General features: G+C 70.8%; 14 protein-coding genes. 7 read left to right on the forward strand and 7 right to left on the reverse strand.

What is annotated here, in order from left to right; translation table 11 throughout:
* The first annotated feature begins 56 nt into the window (after positions 1–56).
* The 3 genes from CG723_RS25950 (at position 57) to CG723_RS25960 (ending at position 3,365) form a co-directional block, all read left to right on the forward strand.
* Entirely contained in the window at positions 57–1,430 is a 1,374-nt protein-coding gene (locus tag CG723_RS25950; protein ID WP_100595888.1) for an FtsW/RodA/SpoVE family cell cycle protein, read from the forward strand.
* A complete protein-coding gene (locus tag CG723_RS25955; protein WP_100595889.1) occupies positions 1,427–2,893 on the forward strand; it encodes a peptidoglycan D,D-transpeptidase FtsI family protein in 1,467 nt (488 codons plus the stop codon). Before CG723_RS25950 ends, CG723_RS25955 begins: the two co-directional genes overlap by 4 nt.
* A gap of 82 nt (positions 2,894–2,975) precedes the next feature.
* Positions 2,976–3,365, forward strand: a complete 390-nt coding sequence (locus CG723_RS25960; protein WP_100595994.1) for a DUF3291 domain-containing protein — start codon at positions 2,976–2,978, stop codon at positions 3,363–3,365.
* On the opposite strand, the gene CG723_RS25965 is transcribed toward CG723_RS25960, so the two are convergent.
* Both CG723_RS25965 and CG723_RS25970 read right to left on the reverse strand, forming a co-directional pair.
* Positions 3,346–4,197 (reverse strand): hypothetical protein, encoded by an 852-nt coding sequence (locus tag CG723_RS25965; protein ID WP_100595890.1) that lies wholly within the window; start codon positions 4,195–4,197, stop codon positions 3,346–3,348. The two genes, CG723_RS25960 and CG723_RS25965, sit on opposite strands and share 20 nt — an antisense overlap.
* A 90-nt stretch (positions 4,198–4,287) precedes the next feature.
* On the reverse strand, positions 4,288–5,397 hold the full coding sequence (locus CG723_RS25970) for a ferritin-like domain-containing protein (protein ID WP_100595891.1): 1,110 nt from the start codon (positions 5,395–5,397) through the stop codon (positions 4,288–4,290).
* A gap of 149 nt (positions 5,398–5,546) precedes the next feature.
* On the opposite strand from CG723_RS25970, the gene CG723_RS25975 reads away from it, so the two are divergent.
* The 4 genes from CG723_RS25975 (at position 5,547) to CG723_RS25990 (ending at position 8,962) form a co-directional block, all read left to right on the forward strand.
* Positions 5,547–6,485 carry an AurF N-oxygenase family protein gene (locus CG723_RS25975; protein WP_100595892.1) on the forward strand — a complete coding sequence of 313 codons (939 nt, stop codon included), beginning with the start codon at positions 5,547–5,549 and terminating at the stop codon, positions 6,483–6,485.
* A 174-nt stretch (positions 6,486–6,659) separates the two neighbouring features.
* A complete protein-coding gene (locus tag CG723_RS25980) occupies positions 6,660–7,385 on the forward strand; it encodes a TetR/AcrR family transcriptional regulator (protein WP_100595995.1) in 726 nt (241 codons plus the stop codon).
* Positions 7,386–7,395: 10 nt separating this feature from the next.
* Positions 7,396–7,662 (forward strand): hypothetical protein, encoded by a 267-nt coding sequence (locus CG723_RS25985; RefSeq protein ID WP_100595893.1) that lies wholly within the window; start codon positions 7,396–7,398, stop codon positions 7,660–7,662.
* A 148-nt stretch (positions 7,663–7,810) separates the two neighbouring features.
* Positions 7,811–8,962, forward strand: coding sequence for a C40 family peptidase (locus CG723_RS25990; RefSeq protein ID WP_100595894.1), 1,152 nt, complete (start codon positions 7,811–7,813; stop codon positions 8,960–8,962).
* A gap of 23 nt (positions 8,963–8,985) precedes the next feature.
* On the opposite strand, the gene CG723_RS25995 is transcribed toward CG723_RS25990, so the two are convergent.
* From CG723_RS25995 to CG723_RS26015, 5 genes are all read right to left on the reverse strand, one after another.
* Positions 8,986–10,236: a styrene monooxygenase/indole monooxygenase family protein gene (locus tag CG723_RS25995; RefSeq protein WP_100595895.1), complete on the reverse strand. Its 1,251-nt coding sequence runs from the start codon at positions 10,234–10,236 to the stop codon at positions 8,986–8,988.
* A gap of 33 nt (positions 10,237–10,269) precedes the next feature.
* Complete coding sequence (locus CG723_RS26000) at positions 10,270–10,869, reverse strand: GTP-binding protein (RefSeq protein WP_384258726.1); 600 nt, start codon at positions 10,867–10,869, stop codon at positions 10,270–10,272.
* Positions 10,870–10,933: 64 nt separating this feature from the next.
* Positions 10,934–11,365: a DUF742 domain-containing protein gene (locus CG723_RS26005; RefSeq protein WP_100595897.1), complete on the reverse strand. Its 432-nt coding sequence runs from the start codon at positions 11,363–11,365 to the stop codon at positions 10,934–10,936.
* Positions 11,362–11,865 carry a roadblock/LC7 domain-containing protein gene (locus tag CG723_RS26010; RefSeq protein ID WP_100595898.1) on the reverse strand — a complete coding sequence of 168 codons (504 nt, stop codon included), beginning with the start codon at positions 11,863–11,865 and terminating at the stop codon, positions 11,362–11,364. Before CG723_RS26010 ends, CG723_RS26005 begins: the two co-directional genes overlap by 4 nt.
* Positions 11,862–14,747 (reverse strand): sensor histidine kinase, encoded by a 2,886-nt coding sequence (locus tag CG723_RS26015; protein ID WP_100595899.1) that lies wholly within the window; start codon positions 14,745–14,747, stop codon positions 11,862–11,864. Before CG723_RS26015 ends, CG723_RS26010 begins: the two co-directional genes overlap by 4 nt.
* Positions 14,748–14,792: the final 45 nt, after the last annotated feature.

A 14,792-nucleotide genomic window follows, 5' to 3' on the forward strand; every position in this document is an offset into this window, starting at 1 on the left:
CGGCTATAGCTTGTTACGTTCCCGCCATGACCGGACCGACGGGATCAACGGGACCCATGGGCCCGGCAGGCGCGAGAGGCGGCGTCAGCCCTCCCGCGGTCCCCGCTGTCCGCCTCCCGCGGCGCCGTGGCACCGAACTCGTCCTGATCGTTCTGGCCGTCCTGCTCAGCGTCTACGGCTACTGCGACGTCGGACTCGCCGAGAACGGCTCCGTACCGCCCGGCGCCGCCGGGTACGGCGCCGGGCTCGGCGTGCTCGCGCTCGTGGCGCACGGCGCGATCCGCCTGCGCGCCCCGTACGCGGACCCGCTCCTGCTCCCTATCGGCGTGCTGCTCAACGGCCTCGGCCTGGTCCTGATCTACCGGCTCGACCTGGAGACGCCCGACGACCAGGCGGCGCCGATCCAGCTCATCTGGTCCACGCTGGGTGTGGCCCTGTTCATCGCGGTCGTGGTCCTCGTGCGCGACCACCGGGTGCTCCAGCGGTACGCGTATCTGTCGGCCGTCGCCGCGCTGTTCCTGATGGTCCTGCCGATCCTGTTCCCGGCGGTGAACGGCGCCCGTATCTGGCTCAGGATCAGCGGATTCTCCATCCAGCCGGGCGAGTTCGCCAAGGTGCTGCTCGCGATCTTCTTCGCCAGCTATCTCGCGGCGAACCGCAACGCGCTCTCGTACACGGGCAAGAAGATCTGGCGCTTCCAGTTCCCCACCATGCGGGTCTTCGCGCCGATCCTGGTCTTCTGGCTGATCAGCGTGGGCGTCCTGGTCCTGGAGCGTGACCTCGGGACCTCGCTGCTGTTCTTCGGCCTCTTCATCGTGATGCTGTACGTGGCGACGGGCCGCGGCAGCTGGATCGCGATCGGGCTGCTCCTCGCGGCGGGCGGCGCGGTCTTCGTCGGCGCGCTCGAACCGCATGTGAACAGCCGCGTCCACGACTGGCTGCACCCGTTCGCCTCGATCGACGCGGGCCAGGGGCCCGGCCAGCTCGCCCAGTCCCTGTTCGCGTTCGCGGCGGGCGGCATGCTCGGCGAGGGGCTCGGGGCGGGGCACTCGATCCTCATCGGGTTCGCCGCGAAGTCGGACTTCATCCTGGCGACCGCGGGCGAGGAGCTGGGGCTTGTCGGCCTGACGGCGATCTTCCTGCTGTACGCGCTGCTCGTGGAGCGCGGCTACCGGGCGGGGCTCGCGCTGCGCGACCCGTTCGGCAGGCTCCTCGCGATCGGTATCGCGTCGATCGTCGCGCTCCAGGTGTTCGTGATCGCGGGCGGGGTGATGGGCCTGATCCCGCTGACCGGCATGGCGATGCCGTTCCTCGCGCAGGGCGGCTCGTCCGTCGTCACCAACTGGATCATCGTGGCGCTGCTCGTACGGATCAGTGACTCCGCGCGGGGGCAACTCCTGTCCGACGAGGCGCTGGAGGCACATCGGTGACCCGTTACATCCGCCGGGCCGCGGTCTTCTGCCTGGTTCTGCTCGTCGCGCTGCTGGTCAACGCGGCCCGCGTGCAGATCTTCGAGGCGGACTCCCTCGACGACAACCCGGCCAACCGCCGCAACACGATCACGCGCTACAACCAGGCGCGCGGCAACATCCTCGTCGACGGCAAGGCGGTCACCGGGTCCAAGGATTCCGGCGAGCAGCTCCGCTACGAACGGACGTACAAGCACGGCCCGTTGTTCGCGCCGGTGACCGGGTACGCGTCCCAGATGTACGGCACCTCGCTGCTGGAGAACGCCGAGGACGACATCCTCTCCGGCATGGACCCGATGCTCGCCCCGCTCCCCCTGTGGAACGACCTGACGCGCTCACAGCAGCCGGGCGGCAAGGTGGCGACCACGATCAACGGGGCGGCCCAGCGAGCGGCGTACTCCGGACTGGCCGGGCGCCGGGGCGCGGTCGCGGCGCTCAATCCGGCGACCGGGGCGATCCTCGCCCTGGTGAGCAGCCCCTCGTACGATCCGGGGAAGATCGCCGGGACGGATTCGGCGACGATGTCGGCGTGGACGCGCCTGAACCGCGCGCCGAGTCAGCCGATGCTCAACCGGGCGATCCGGCAGACGTATCCGCCGGGCTCGACCTTCAAGATCGTCACCGCGGCGGCGGCCCTCGACGCGGGCATCGTGACGGATCTGGACGAGCCGACGGAGACGCCGAGCCCCTGGGTCCTGCCGGACACGTCGACCGTGCTGCGGAACGAGGCGCGCGGCTGCGAGGACGCGTCGCTCGCGGACGCGATCCGGGTCTCCTGCAACACGGTGATGGCGAAGCTCGGTGTGCAGGTCGGGCTGAAAGGGATGGTGTCGGCGGCAAGGCGGTTCGGCTTCGACGACGCGGGGGTGAGGATCCCGTCGAGCGTCTCGCGGAGCAACTTCGACACGGACATGGACCGTTCGCAGCTGGCGCTCTCGTCCATCGGCCAGTTCAACACGACGGCGACACCGCTGCAGATGGCCATGGTGTCGGCCGCCGTCGTCAACGGCGGGGTCCTGATGGCGCCTCATCTGGTGGACAGGACGACGGACAAGAACGGGAACACCCTCGCGCAGACCGGTGCGAAGACGTACCGGCAGGCGATGAACCCGGCCACGGCGACGCAGCTCCAGGAAATGATGACGGACGCCGTGGAGGACGGCACGGGCACGAACGCGCAGATCCCCGATGTGATGGTGGGCGGCAAGACCGGCACGGCGCAGCACGGCGTGGGCAACAAGGGCACCCCGTACGCGTGGTTCATCTCCTGGGCGCGGTCCCCGGAGCCGGGCGGCCCGGAGGTCGCCGTCGCGGTGGTCGTCGAGGACGCGTCGGCGAACCGTACGGACATCAGTGGGGGCGGCAGCGCGGCGCCGATCGCGCGGAACGTGATGGAGGCCGTACTCAAGTCGTTCCATCGGTAAGGGCAATTGAGCGATTGGTCCCTGATACCGACAGGTGAAATGGCCCTCTACGGCGACGCGTCCGCTGCCTGTCGTGCAGTCCATGACCGACTACGGGACTGCGCACACGACGGAAAACGGGACTCGGCACGAACTCGCCCAGGTGAACATCGGCCGCCTCACCGCCCCGCTCGACTCGGAGCAGCTGAGGGACTTCGCGGAGGGACTCGATCCGGTGAACGCCGTCGCCGACGCGTCGGACGGGTTCGTGTGGCGCCTGAAGGACGACACCGGGGACGCGACGAGCTTCCGGATCTTCGACGACGCGTGGCTGCCCACCGTCGAGGAAGCGGAGGAACGCCTGGTCCATCTGCGGACGCACGGCCCGACGCCGTACGCGTTCAATCTGCGTACGTCGTTCCCGGCGGGCGACGCCGGCCCCGAGCCGGAGCCGACGTCGGAGCCGGAGTCCGTCAGCCGATCGGCTTCCTGATCTCCGAGCGGATCTTCGCCGCGGTCGCGGCCGCCGCGTCGAGGTCCACCTCGGAGGGGGCCTGAAGGGCGATCTCGGGGGTGATCTCGGCGACGGTGGCGCCGGTGTTCCCGTCGGCCCAGGCGCACATCGGGATGGTCGCCTGCGCCTTGGTGAGCACCTGGCACGTGATGGTGACGTCGGAGCCGGCCGGCTTGAAGTCCTTGGCGGGCACGGCGACTTCGGCGCCGTCGCTCTTGGCGGCGCCCTGCATCATGTTCTTGCGGGCCAGGTCGGTGTTCTTGAACCGGCCGTACATGCCGGAGATCACCACACCCGCGTTCTTCTTGGCGGGGTCGGTCGCGGCGTACTGGCCGACGGCCGCCTTGGTGTCGCGTGCGTCCCAGGCGCCGTCCGCCTCGTCCTCGATCTCCTTGCCCTGGGTGCCGGACAGGTCCTCGGTGAGGGTGTACCTCCCGTCGAGGACGGTCTTCGGGATGGTCAGCTTGTACTCGGCCGCCGGGAAGCTCTTGTCGACCTCCGAGCCGAGCATGGCGACCGCGACGATGCCGATGACGACGACGCCGACCGCGCCGCCGACGATGCCGAGAATCATCCCGACCCGCCGCTTCTTGGGCGGCGGGCCCATCGGGGCACCGCCCCATCCGGGGTAGGGGGCACCGCCCGGGTAGGGCTGCTGGGCGTACGGACCGGGCTGGCCCGGCTGGGCGTACGGACCGGGCTGGCCGTGCGGGCCGGGCTGCTGCGGACCGTAGGGGCCGGGCCGGCCGTAGGGCCCGGCCGGGGGCTGCTGGCCGTACGGGCCGGGCTGGGGTGGCTGAGGCGTGGACACGTCAGCAAAATACTCCATGCGGGTGACACACCCCCACACCCCGGACACCCCGGATGGGCCCGGACTCGCCGGGTCCCGCTCGGGCGAGCCCTAGGGCTGCTGCGCGCCCTCCCCGATCGTCGACTCGACCTCCGCGACGCGCTCCAGTTCCTCCGCCGCGAAGCGTTCCGCGTCGAGCTTCTCGGCGATCTCCTCGTCCTGGGCCATCAGCTGGTCGAGGTTCGAGTTGCCCATCTCGAAGACGCCCATGTCGACGTACGCCTGCTGGAGGCGCTTGCCCCACAGGCCGATGTCCTTGACGCAGGGCACGATCCGGGAGAAGAGCAGCTGGCGGAAGAGGGCCAGGAACTCGGACTGCTCGCTGTACTCGTCGGCCTCCGCCTTGGAGATGCCGAAGTTCTCCAGGACCTCGACGCCGCGCAGCCGGTCGCGCATCAGGTAGCAGCCTTCGATGACGAACTCCTCGCGCTCGCGCAGTTCGGCATCGGTGAGCTGCTTGTAGTAGTCGCGCAGGGCCATCCGCCCGAAGGCCACATGGCGGGCCTCGTCCTGCATGACGTACGCGAGGATCTGCTGGGGCAGCGGCTTGTCCGTGGTGTCGCGGATCATGCCGAACGCGGCGAGCGCCAGGCCCTCGATGAGGACCTGCATGCCGAGGTAGGGCATGTCCCAGCGGGAGTCGCGCAGGGTGTCGCCGAGGAGCGACTGGAGGTTGTCGTTGATCGGGTAGAGCATCCCGACCTTCTCGTGCAGGAAGCGGCCGAAGATCTCCGCGTGCCGGGCCTCGTCCATGGTCTGGGTCGCCGAGTAGAACTTGGCGTCCATGTCGGGGACGGACTCGACGATGCGGGCGGCGCACACCATCGCGCCCTGCTCACCGTGCAGGAACTGGCTGAACTGCCAGGACGCGTAGTGCTTGCGCAGCTCGCCCTTGTCCTGGTCCGTCATCTTCGCCCAGTGCCGGGTGCCGTAGAGGGTCAGCGCCTCGTCGGGAGTGCCGAGCGGGTTGTGGGGATCGACCTCGAGGCCCCAGTCGATGCGCTTGGCACCGTCCCACTGCTTGTCCTTGCCCTTCTGGTAGAGCGCGAGGAGGCGGTCCCTGCCCTCGTCGTACTCCCAGCTGAATCTTGCCGAACCAGCCGCAGGTACTTGCCAGTTGAGCTCCTCGGGCGCCCTGGTGTACAGCTCATGCGTCGACATACAGGCAGGCTCACACGCTTGTGGACACGGGGTCAACAAGTGACGCGCAAGGGATTGACGGCCTTGCTGACAGGCAGTCTCATAAGACGTGACCGCTGGTAACTCCTGTGCCGCGGCACCGTTTCCCGTACGACGAGGTGGAGACAGCCATGACGACCGTGACGGAAGCCGACGCGTTCGAGGGTCTGCGCGACGCGCTCGGGCTGCTCAAGGACCGCGAGCAGGTGGCCGAGCGCCTGCTCGACTCCTCCGCCAAGCACTCCTTCGACCCGGACAAGGAGCTGGACTGGGACGCCCCCGACGTCGAGGGCATGTGGTACTGGCCCCCGGAGCTCTGCTCGCTCTACGACACCCCCATGTGGAAGCGGATGCCGCAGGAGCAGCGCATCGAGCTCTCCAAGTACGAGGCCGCCTCCATGGCGTCCATGGGCGTCTGGTTCGAGATCATCCTGATGCAGCTCCTCGTACGGCACATCTACGACAAGTCGCTGACCAGCAGCCATGTGCGCTACGCCCTCACGGAGATCGCCGACGAGTGCCGGCACTCCATGATGTTCGCCCGCATGATCAAGAGGAGCGTCGGCGAGAGCTTTCCCATGCCGCGTATCCACCACAACCTGGGGCGCGTGCTCAAGACGATCTCCACGACGCCGGGATCCTTCGCGGCGACGCTGCTCGGCGAGGAGATCATCGACTGGATGCAGCGGATGACGTTCCCGGACGAGCGCGTCCAGCCGCTGGTGCGCGGCATCACCCGCATCCACGTCATCGAGGAGGCGCGGCACGTGCGCTACGCCCGTGAGGAGCTGCGCCGCCAGATGGTGAAGTGCGGCCCGGCGGAGGGGGCGTACACCCGGATCGTGTGCGGCGAGGCCGCCCGCGTGATCTACACGGCGTTCCACAACCCGGCCGCCTACGAGCGGGCGGGGCTCGACCCGAAGGAGGCGCTGGCGCAGGTCAAGGCCAGCGGCCACCGGCGCGAGATCATGCAGACCGGCGCCAAGCGCCTGACGGACTTCCTGGACGACATCGGGGTCATGCGGGGCGTCGGACGCAGGCTGTGGAAGTCGTCCGGACTGCTCGCCTGACCGCCACGCAGCGGAGCCGCACATCGACAATGCCTGGACGACACCGGCGTCATGCGGGGCACCGGACACAAGCTGTGGAAGTCGTCCGGACTGCTCGCCTCGGACTGCGCCCGGGGCCCGGCGGAGCGCCTCCGTACAGGACCCTCGCACGAAAAGCCGGTTACGCTGCGGGACATGACCTCGGCACCCGGAACCCGCGCGTACCGACGGCTCAGCGTCGAGGAGCGTCGCAGCCAGCTCCTCGTCGCCGCGCTGTCCCTCTTCGCGCACCGGGCACCCGAGGAGGTGTCCCTCGACGACGTGGCGGAGGCGGCCGGTGTCTCGCGGCCGCTCGTCTACCGGTACTTCCCCGGCGGCAAGCAGCAGTTGTACGAGGCCGCGCTGCGCTCCGCGGCCGACGAGCTGGAGAAGTGCTTCGCGGAGCCGCAGGAAGGACCGCTGAGCGGCCGGCTCACGCGGGCCCTCGACCGCTACCTCGGTTTCGTGGACCAGCACGACATGGGGTTCGCCGCGCTGCTCCAGGGCGGCAGCGTGGTGGAGACGTCGCGGACGACGTCGATCGTGGACGGCGTGCGCAGGGCGGCGGCCGAGCACATCCTGAGCCATCTCGCCGTGGCGGACCCGGGTCCCCGGTTGCGGATGACCGTACGCATGTGGATCACGGCCGTGGAGGCGGCCTCGCTGATCTGGCTCGACGAGGACAAGAAGCCGCCGCTGGACGAGCTGCGCGACGGGCTCGTCGACCAGTTCATGGCCGTCCTCACGGCGACGGCGGGCCGCGACCCGCAGACCGCCGAGGCGGTGCGGCACGCGCTGGCCCTGGAGACGGCGGACGGGCCCGTGGGCCGGCTGGCCCGCCTGGTGCTGCCCGTGGTGAGTGACGCGGCACACCTGCTGTGACACTGGTGCCGTGAAGAGCGAAGAGACGCCGTTCGTCGGCGGGCCGATGGACGGGCGGGTGCTGCCCGTGCTGCTGGGACCGACGGGGCATCCGCCGAAGGTGTACCGCATCCCGGTGCCGGGCCCCGACGGTTCCCCGGGCACGGTGCTCATCTACCGCCGGGTGCCGATGACCCCCGGCAAGATCCGGTTCACTCACCGCTGGAAGTACGAGTACGACCCTTCGGGGCGCGACGACAGCGGGCTCCGGTGGCCCTGGTCCAAGCCGCGTCCGTAGCAGCCGACATCGTAGATCACCTTCGTGGAGTCCCCCGGCCGGGTGAGGTCCTTGGGCCGAACCGCCCAGCAGGAGGCGCGCGGGCGGGCGGACGTGTTGATGCTCACGGTGCGGGACGGACGGACCGCCCCGCACCGGAGGTGATGACGTGTCAGGAAGCCTTCTGCGGTGGGCCTGTGCGGCGGCGGTGGCATCGACGCTCGCGGCGCCGGGGCCCGCGTCCGCCGCACCCACACCGGACCCCCAGCCCCTCCCCGCGGCCAACCGCAACGCCGTCGCCACACTCCTGACGGATCTTCAGCGCCTTTACCAGGAAGCCGAGAAGGCCACCGAGAAGTACAACGCGACCGCCGAGAAGCTCAAGAAGCGCCGGAAGACGGCCGGCGACCTGGCCCGCAAGCTGGCCACGGCCCGCACCTCGCTCCACGAAAGCCGGGGCGCGGCAGGACGCCTCGCCCGCGAGCAGTACCAGGGCAGCAGCAACCTCTCCCCCTACCTGCGCCTGCTCCTCGCCCGCGACCCGCAGCACGCCCTCGACCAGGGCCATGTGATCCGGCGCGTGGCCCAGGAGCGCATGGCGACCGTGGACCGGCTCGTCGGCGGCGAGAAGCGCGCCGACAGCCTGGCGACGCAGGCACGCAAGGCGCTCGCCGAGCAGACTCGGCTGTCGGAGCGGCAGAAGAAGGACCGGGACGCTGTCCAGGCCCGCCTCAAGGACGTCGAGAGGCTGCTCGCCTCACTCGGCCCGGGCCAGCTCGCCGAGCTGACCCGCCTGGAGGACGCGGGGATGGCGAAGGCCCAGAAAACGTTCATGGCGTCGGGCGCGCTCAGTTCACAGCAGGCGCCGTCACGGGCCGGGGACGCGGCAGTCGCGTACGCGGTGAAGCAGATCGGGAAGCCGTACGTGTGGGGCGCGGAAGGGCCCGCGTCGTTCGACTGCTCGGGGCTCACGTCGCAGGCGTGGGAGCACGCGGGCGAGGTCATTCCCCGCACCTCGCAGGAGCAGTGGGCGAAACTGCCGCGCGTCCCGCTGAACAAGCTGCGGCCCGGGGATCTCGTCGTGTACTTCCGCGAGGCCACGCACGTGGCGATGTACCTGGGCGACGGGATGGTGGTGCAGGCGCCGCGGCCGGGCGCGAAGGTCAAGGTGTCGCCGATCGCGGCCAACCCGCTGCTCGGCGCCGTCCGCCCCGATCAGGGAGACGTGTCGATGAAGGGCTACACCCCGCCGAAGCTGCCCGGGGGCGCGACGGGCGGCGACGACACCGGGTACGGCGCCGCGGGGGCGCCCACCGGCTGACCGGTGCGCGCCCCGCCGCGGGATCAGCCGGAGACGGAGGCCAGGTAGGCGTTCGTCTTCTCGGGCTCATAGAAGAAGTTCTCGAAGTCGGCCGGGTTGTTGAAGCCGTTCGCGAAGCGGTCGGCGACCGGCTGGAGCTGGCCGGCGGCGCCGATCAGGTTGAGGACGTGCTCCGGCGGGACGCCCAGCATCGCGTTGGTCCACTTCACGACGTGCTGCGCGGTGTCCCAGTAGCGGTCGAAGGTGGACTGCATCCACTCCTCGTCGAACGGCTTGTCGCCGTGCTCGGTGATCGAGTCGAGGTACGAGGCGGCGCACTTGGACGCCGAGTTCGAACCCTGGCCCGTGATCGGGTCGTTGGCGACGACGACATCGGCGACACCGAGGACCGCGCCGCCGCCGGGCAGCCGCCCGATCGGGTTGCGGACGGTCGGCGCGTAACGGCCGGCGAGGGTCGCGTTGGCGTCGGTCAGCTCGACCTTCGTGGCGCGCGCGTACTCCCAGGGCGTGAACTTCTCCATCAGCTCCAGGGTGAGGGCCAGGTGCTCCGAGGGGTCCTTGACGCCCTTGAAGGCGTCCAGCGGACCGCCGGGGATGCCCTCCCAGAACAGGATGTCCGCGCGGCCCGAGGTGGTGAGGGTCGGCATGACGAACAGCTCGCCGACGCCGGGCACCAGGTTGCAGCGCACGGCGTCGAATTCCGGGTGCTCGGGGCGGGGGCCCATGCCGTGCACGTACGCGACGGCAAGCGCGCGCTGCGGCTCGGTGTACGGGGAGCGCGAGGCGTCGCGGCCGAACATCGAGACCAGCTCGCCCTTGCCGGCGGAGACGAGCACCAGGTCGTAGGTGCGGGCGAAGTAGTCGAGGTCGGAGACCGCGGCGCCGTGGATGACGAGCTGGCCGCCGCGCTGCGCGAACGTCTCCATCCAGCCGGCCATCTTCACGCGCTGGTCGACGGACTGCGCGTAGCCGTCGAGCTTGCCCACCCAGTCGATGGCGCGCTGCGAGGGGCCCGGGTCGAAGGAGCCGGGGGCGGCGACGGAGACGCCGAGGCCCTCGATCTTCGGGGCCTGGGACTCCCAGAAGTTCACCTGGAGGTCGCGCTCGTGCTGGAGCGCCGTGTCGAACATGCACTGCGTGGACATGACCCGGCCGGACCGGATCTCGTCCGCGGTGCGGTTGGACATCAGGGTGACCTCGTACCCGTTCGACTGGAGGCCGAGGGCGAGCTGGAGACCGGACTGTCCGGCTCCGACGACGAGTATCTTCCGCATGCGGGTGCCTCTTCTACTGCTGAGGGGTGGTGGCTATTCGGGGGTGGCGTCGAGCGCGTGGCCGACGAGGGCCAGGAGGGTCTCGACGACCGAGATGCGCTGCCGCGCGTCCATGATGAGGACAGGGATGTGCGGCGGCACCGTCAAAGCCTCGCGCACGTCGGCGGCGGCGAACTCGTCGGAGCCGTCGAAGTGGTTGACGGCGACGACGTACGGGAGCCCGCAGCTCTCGAAGTAGTCGAGGGCCGGGAAGCAGTCGGACAGCCGCCGGGTGTCGGCGAGCACGACCGCGCCGATCGCGCCGCGCACCAGGTCGTCCCACATGAACCAGAAGCGCTGCTGCCCCGGCGTGCCGAAGAGGTAGAGCACCAGGTCGTCGTCGAGCGTGATCCGCCCGAAGTCCATGGCGACCGTGGTCGTGGTCTTGTCCGGGGTGGCGGTGAGGTCGTCGGTCTCCTCGCTCGCCTGGGTCATCAGCGCCTCGGTCTGGAGGGGCTGGATCTCCGAGACGGCGGTGACGAGGGTGGTCTTGCCGACGCCGAAGCCGCCGGCCACCACTATCTTCGTGGCGATCGGGGCGCGGGTGCGGTCCGTCTGCCAGGCCTGGAGCTCTTCCTGGGGCTCGAAGGCGATGGCTTCACGGCCGGACGACGGCTGGGCAGGTACGAAGGCGGGCGTGACGCCCTCGGTGACGCCTTCAGAGACGACGGAGTCCACTCAGCACCCTTTCAAGCAGTGCGCGGTCCGGCTGGCCCGGGCCGTGGCCGGTTCCGTAAACGCGGATCTTTCCCTGGTCGGCGAGGTCGCTGAGCAGTACGCGGACCACGCCGAGGGGCATCTTCAGGAGCGCGGCGATCTCGGCGACCGTGCGCATGCGGCGGCACAGCTCCACGATCGCCCGCATCTCCGGCATGATCCGCGTCGAGAGCGTGCCCTGGCCTATCTCGAGGCGTTCCTCGGGCGCTTCGAGCGCGGCGACGAACGTCTCGACGAGCAGCACATGGCCGAAGCGGGTGCGGCCGCCGGTGAGCGAGTAGGGGCGCACCCGGGCCGGCTTGCGGTCGCCGCCCCGGGTGGGAAGTTTCGGGCCGCCGGTACTGAGATTGGTGACGCTACTGCTGCTGCTCACTTGGCGTTCTCCATCGACTGGCGCAGTTCACTGCGGAGTTCGGGCGTGAGGACGTGCCCGGCACGGCCGACGAAGAGCGCCATGTGGTAGGCGACGACGCTCATGTCGCAGTCCGGGGTGGCGTGCACGCCGAGCAGTGAGCCGTCGCTGATGGACATGACGAAGAGGCTGCCTTCCTCCATCGCGACCATGGTCTGCTTGACGCTGCCGCCGTCCATCAGCTTGGCGGCACCGATGGTGAGGCTGCCGATGCCGGACACGATCGTGGCCAGGTCGGCGCTTGACCCCTTGGGTCCGCCGCTGTGGTCGGCAGGGCTCTCATTGTTCCTGCCGGGGTCGGAGGAGAGCAGGAGCAGCCCGTCGGAGGAGACGACCGCGACCGAGAGGAGCCCTGGCACCTCCTCCACCAGATTGGTCAGCAGCCAGTGCAGGTTGCGGGCTTCGGTACTGAGTCCGAATCCGGGGGTGGACGCACTCGGCGTGCGACTGGGCGCAGTCAACTGCTTGCCTCCTCGACTGTGTCCCCCTTGGGTTCTGCGGTCTGTTCCGTCCCGCCGATCTCGGCCTCGACGTCCCGCCGTCCCTTGTTGGCCCCCTGGTGGAATCCGCCGAGCCTGCGGCGCAGGGCGTCCGCGTCGACGGATCCGGTGCGCGGCGCCGCGGCGGGCGCGGGGGCCGAGATCTTGGGGGTCCTCTTGGGCAGGCCCTTGTCCGTGACGCGCTCCCACTGGGGGGTACGGGCCGCGGGGATCACGGGCTCGTCCGCCGCCTCGGGAGCGGGAGGCGTGTCGGCCTTGGGCCGGGTGGGCAGGCCCGGGGTGCCGCTGGTCTGCCCGGCGCCCGTCTCGTCGGCGACCCGCTCGTGCGCGGGCTCGTCGTCGAGGTGCAGGGTCTGCGGCGCGGGCTCGGAAACTGCCGCCGGTACGGGTTCCGGGTCGACGGCGGGTACGGGTTCCGGGTCGACGGCCGGGATCGGCGCCGTCAGCGTCATGGTCGTCTCGGCGGGCGACTCGGCCGGGACCGCGGGCTTCGTGAGCTCCGGTTCGGGTTCCGCCACCGGTGCAGGCGCTTCGGCGGCTGTGCCCGCTTCCCGTACGGCGTGCTCCGCCGCGGCGATCAGCGGGTCGTGGCCTTCCTTGGAACGGCCGCTCAGGACATTGGAGTTGGCCTCGGCCTCGGATCCGGGCAGGTGCACGGCGGGCGCGGCGCCCGCCACCGGGACCCGCGGCGGCACGGCTGCCGCGGGGGCCGCCGCGAGGAGCGTCCTGGGCAGCACGACGACGACGGCGATCCCGCCCTGCTTCTGCTCGCGCAGCTGCACCCGCACGCCGTGGCGGGCGGCGAGCCGGGCCACGACGTACAGGCCGAGGCCGAGGCCGTCGCCGTCCTCGGGGTCGAACATCTCGTCGTCCGCGAAGGCGGCGAGGCGGGCGTTGAGCTCCTTCATCCGCTCGTCGGTCATGCCGATGCCCTCGTCCTGGACGGAGAGCATGACCTCGCCGCTCTCCAGGAGCCAGCCGGACACCTCGACGGAGGCGTCGGGCGGCGAGAACGACGTGGCGTTCTCCAGGACTTCGGCGACAAGGTGGCTGAGGTCGTCGGCGGCGAAGCCGGCGAGGTGCGCGTGCGGCGGGAGCGCGGAGATCCGGACCCGCTCGTAGCGCTCGATCTCGCTGACCGCGGCACGCACGACGTCGACCAGCGGGACGGCGCCCGGGTTTCCGTGGCCGTGCTCGGCGCCGGCGAGTACGAGGAGGTTCTCGCTGTGCCGCCGCATGACCGTGGCGAAGTGGTCGAGCTTGAAGAGGGTCGCGAGGCGCTCGGGGTCCTGCTCGCGCTCCTCCAGGTTCTCGATGACGCCGAGCTGGCGCTCCACGAGGCCGAGGGTGCGCAGGGCGAGGTTCACGAACGTGCCGTGGATGCTGTGCCGGACCCGGTCCAGGTGGGCCGCGGCCGCGGCGAGTTCGGCGCGCAGCTTCTCGCGCTCGTCGGCCATGGTCGCGCGCTGGCCGATCAGGTGCTTGCGGTCGGCCTCCAGCGTGGTGAGGCGCTCCTGGAGGCCGACCGTGTGCGCGTGCAGGGCGTTGACGGACCGTACGACCTGGGCGAACTCGTCGTTGCGGCCGGTGAACTTGACCGGCTCCTCGCTCACCGGGTCCCCCGCGAGGCGGGCCGAGCCGAGGCGGAGCACCGCGAGCGGCCTGGTCAGTGTGCGGGCCATGGCCATCGAGACGCCGACGGCGACGAGCAGGCACAGACCGGCCAGCGCGATGCGGACCTCGAGCGCGTCGACATCGTCGTCGCGCAGCAGGGCGAGGTCCTTGGTGCGCCGGTCGTAGAGGGACGACTCGGCGCCGCGCATCAGGTCGATACGGGCGGACAGCGCGGCGTCGATGTTCTTGGGGTTGCCGGCGAGGTCGTCGGCGGACAGCGTGGGCTCGTCCGTGAGGGCGGCCAGGTACTTGTCGGCCTTGGTGACGTCGGGCCCCGTGACCGTCGCGCCGTAGGAGGCGACGGACGCGGCCGGGGCGGCGTCCTCGAAGTCGGCGAGCGCGGCCTGTTCGCGTACCTGGGCCTGCTGGGCGGCGGCGCTCAGGGCGTCGCGCTGCTTGCCGTCGGCCGAGTCCTGGGAGACGACGGTCTTCGGCAGTCCGGTGACCGGGTCGATGACCGTGGACGTCTGGCTGGAGCGCGGCACGGCCAGCGCGGCGAGCAGGAGACCGCGGGCGGCGGAGGCCTGTTCGACGGCCCGGTCGAGGTCGGCGAAGGCGTGTGCTCCGGAACCCGCGCGGGGCGGGGTGCTCTCGGCGAGCTGCTCGGCGGTGCGGTGCAGCTCGTTGATCGCGTCGGAGTACGCCTTGTGCGCCTCGAGGGCGCTCCCCTTGCCGGTGAGCGCGGCCCGGCGGACGGCCGCGATGCCGGCGAGGTCGCGTTGCAGCGGGGCCGGTGCGTCGGTGCGGAGCTCTTCGAGCTGCCGGTCGACGCGGGCGCTGCGGCTCTCGGAGAGCCCCTCACCCTTGGGCCGCCCGGCGGCGATGAAGGCGGTGACCTCGTCGCGCTCGTCGGCCAGGGAGTGGGAGAGCGTGACGGTCTGCTGGGTCCGCGCCGCGAGGTCGACCAGCTCCTGGGAGTCGCCGACCTGCCCGGACGCGGTCATGAGGGCGGGTGCGGCGGCACCGGCGATCGCCGCGGCGACTACCGCCACGGCGATGATGAGCCGGTTGCGCACCCGCGCGGTACGTCGTCCTCCGGGGTTCGCGGGGGTGCCCGCCGGGGCCTGCGCGGCGGGTCCTGCGGGAACCGTCGTGCGCCCCTCGTCCGCTTCGGAGGCCGCTTGCTTGCCCTTGCGTCGAGGCCGCATCTTCCGCACCGGTGCTCGCATTCCTGACTCGTCTACCCATGGGCCCGGGTGACGATCTGTCAACGC

Source organism: Streptomyces sp. CB01635, assembly GCF_002803065.1.
Classification (GTDB): Bacteria; Actinomycetota; Actinomycetes; order Streptomycetales; family Streptomycetaceae; genus Streptomyces.

Bases quoted from the DNA above. Each gene is read 5' to 3' on its own strand.
- CG723_RS25975 (WP_100595892.1), top strand. From the start codon at position 5,547: ATGACGACCGTGACGGAAGCCGACGCGTTCGAGGGTCTGCGCGACGCG.
- CG723_RS25970 (WP_100595891.1), bottom strand. From the start codon at position 5,397: ATGTCGACGCATGAGCTGTACACCAGGGCGCCCGAGGAGCTCAACTGG.
- CG723_RS25950 (WP_100595888.1), top strand. From the start codon at position 57: ATGGGCCCGGCAGGCGCGAGAGGCGGCGTCAGCCCTCCCGCGGTCCCC.
- CG723_RS25995 (WP_100595895.1), bottom strand. From the start codon at position 10,236: ATGCGGAAGATACTCGTCGTCGGAGCCGGACAGTCCGGTCTCCAGCTC.
- CG723_RS26015 (WP_100595899.1), bottom strand. From the start codon at position 14,747: ATGCGAGCACCGGTGCGGAAGATGCGGCCTCGACGCAAGGGCAAGCAA.
- CG723_RS25980 (WP_100595995.1), top strand. From the start codon at position 6,660: ATGACCTCGGCACCCGGAACCCGCGCGTACCGACGGCTCAGCGTCGAG.
- CG723_RS25960 (WP_100595994.1), top strand. From the start codon at position 2,976: ATGACCGACTACGGGACTGCGCACACGACGGAAAACGGGACTCGGCAC.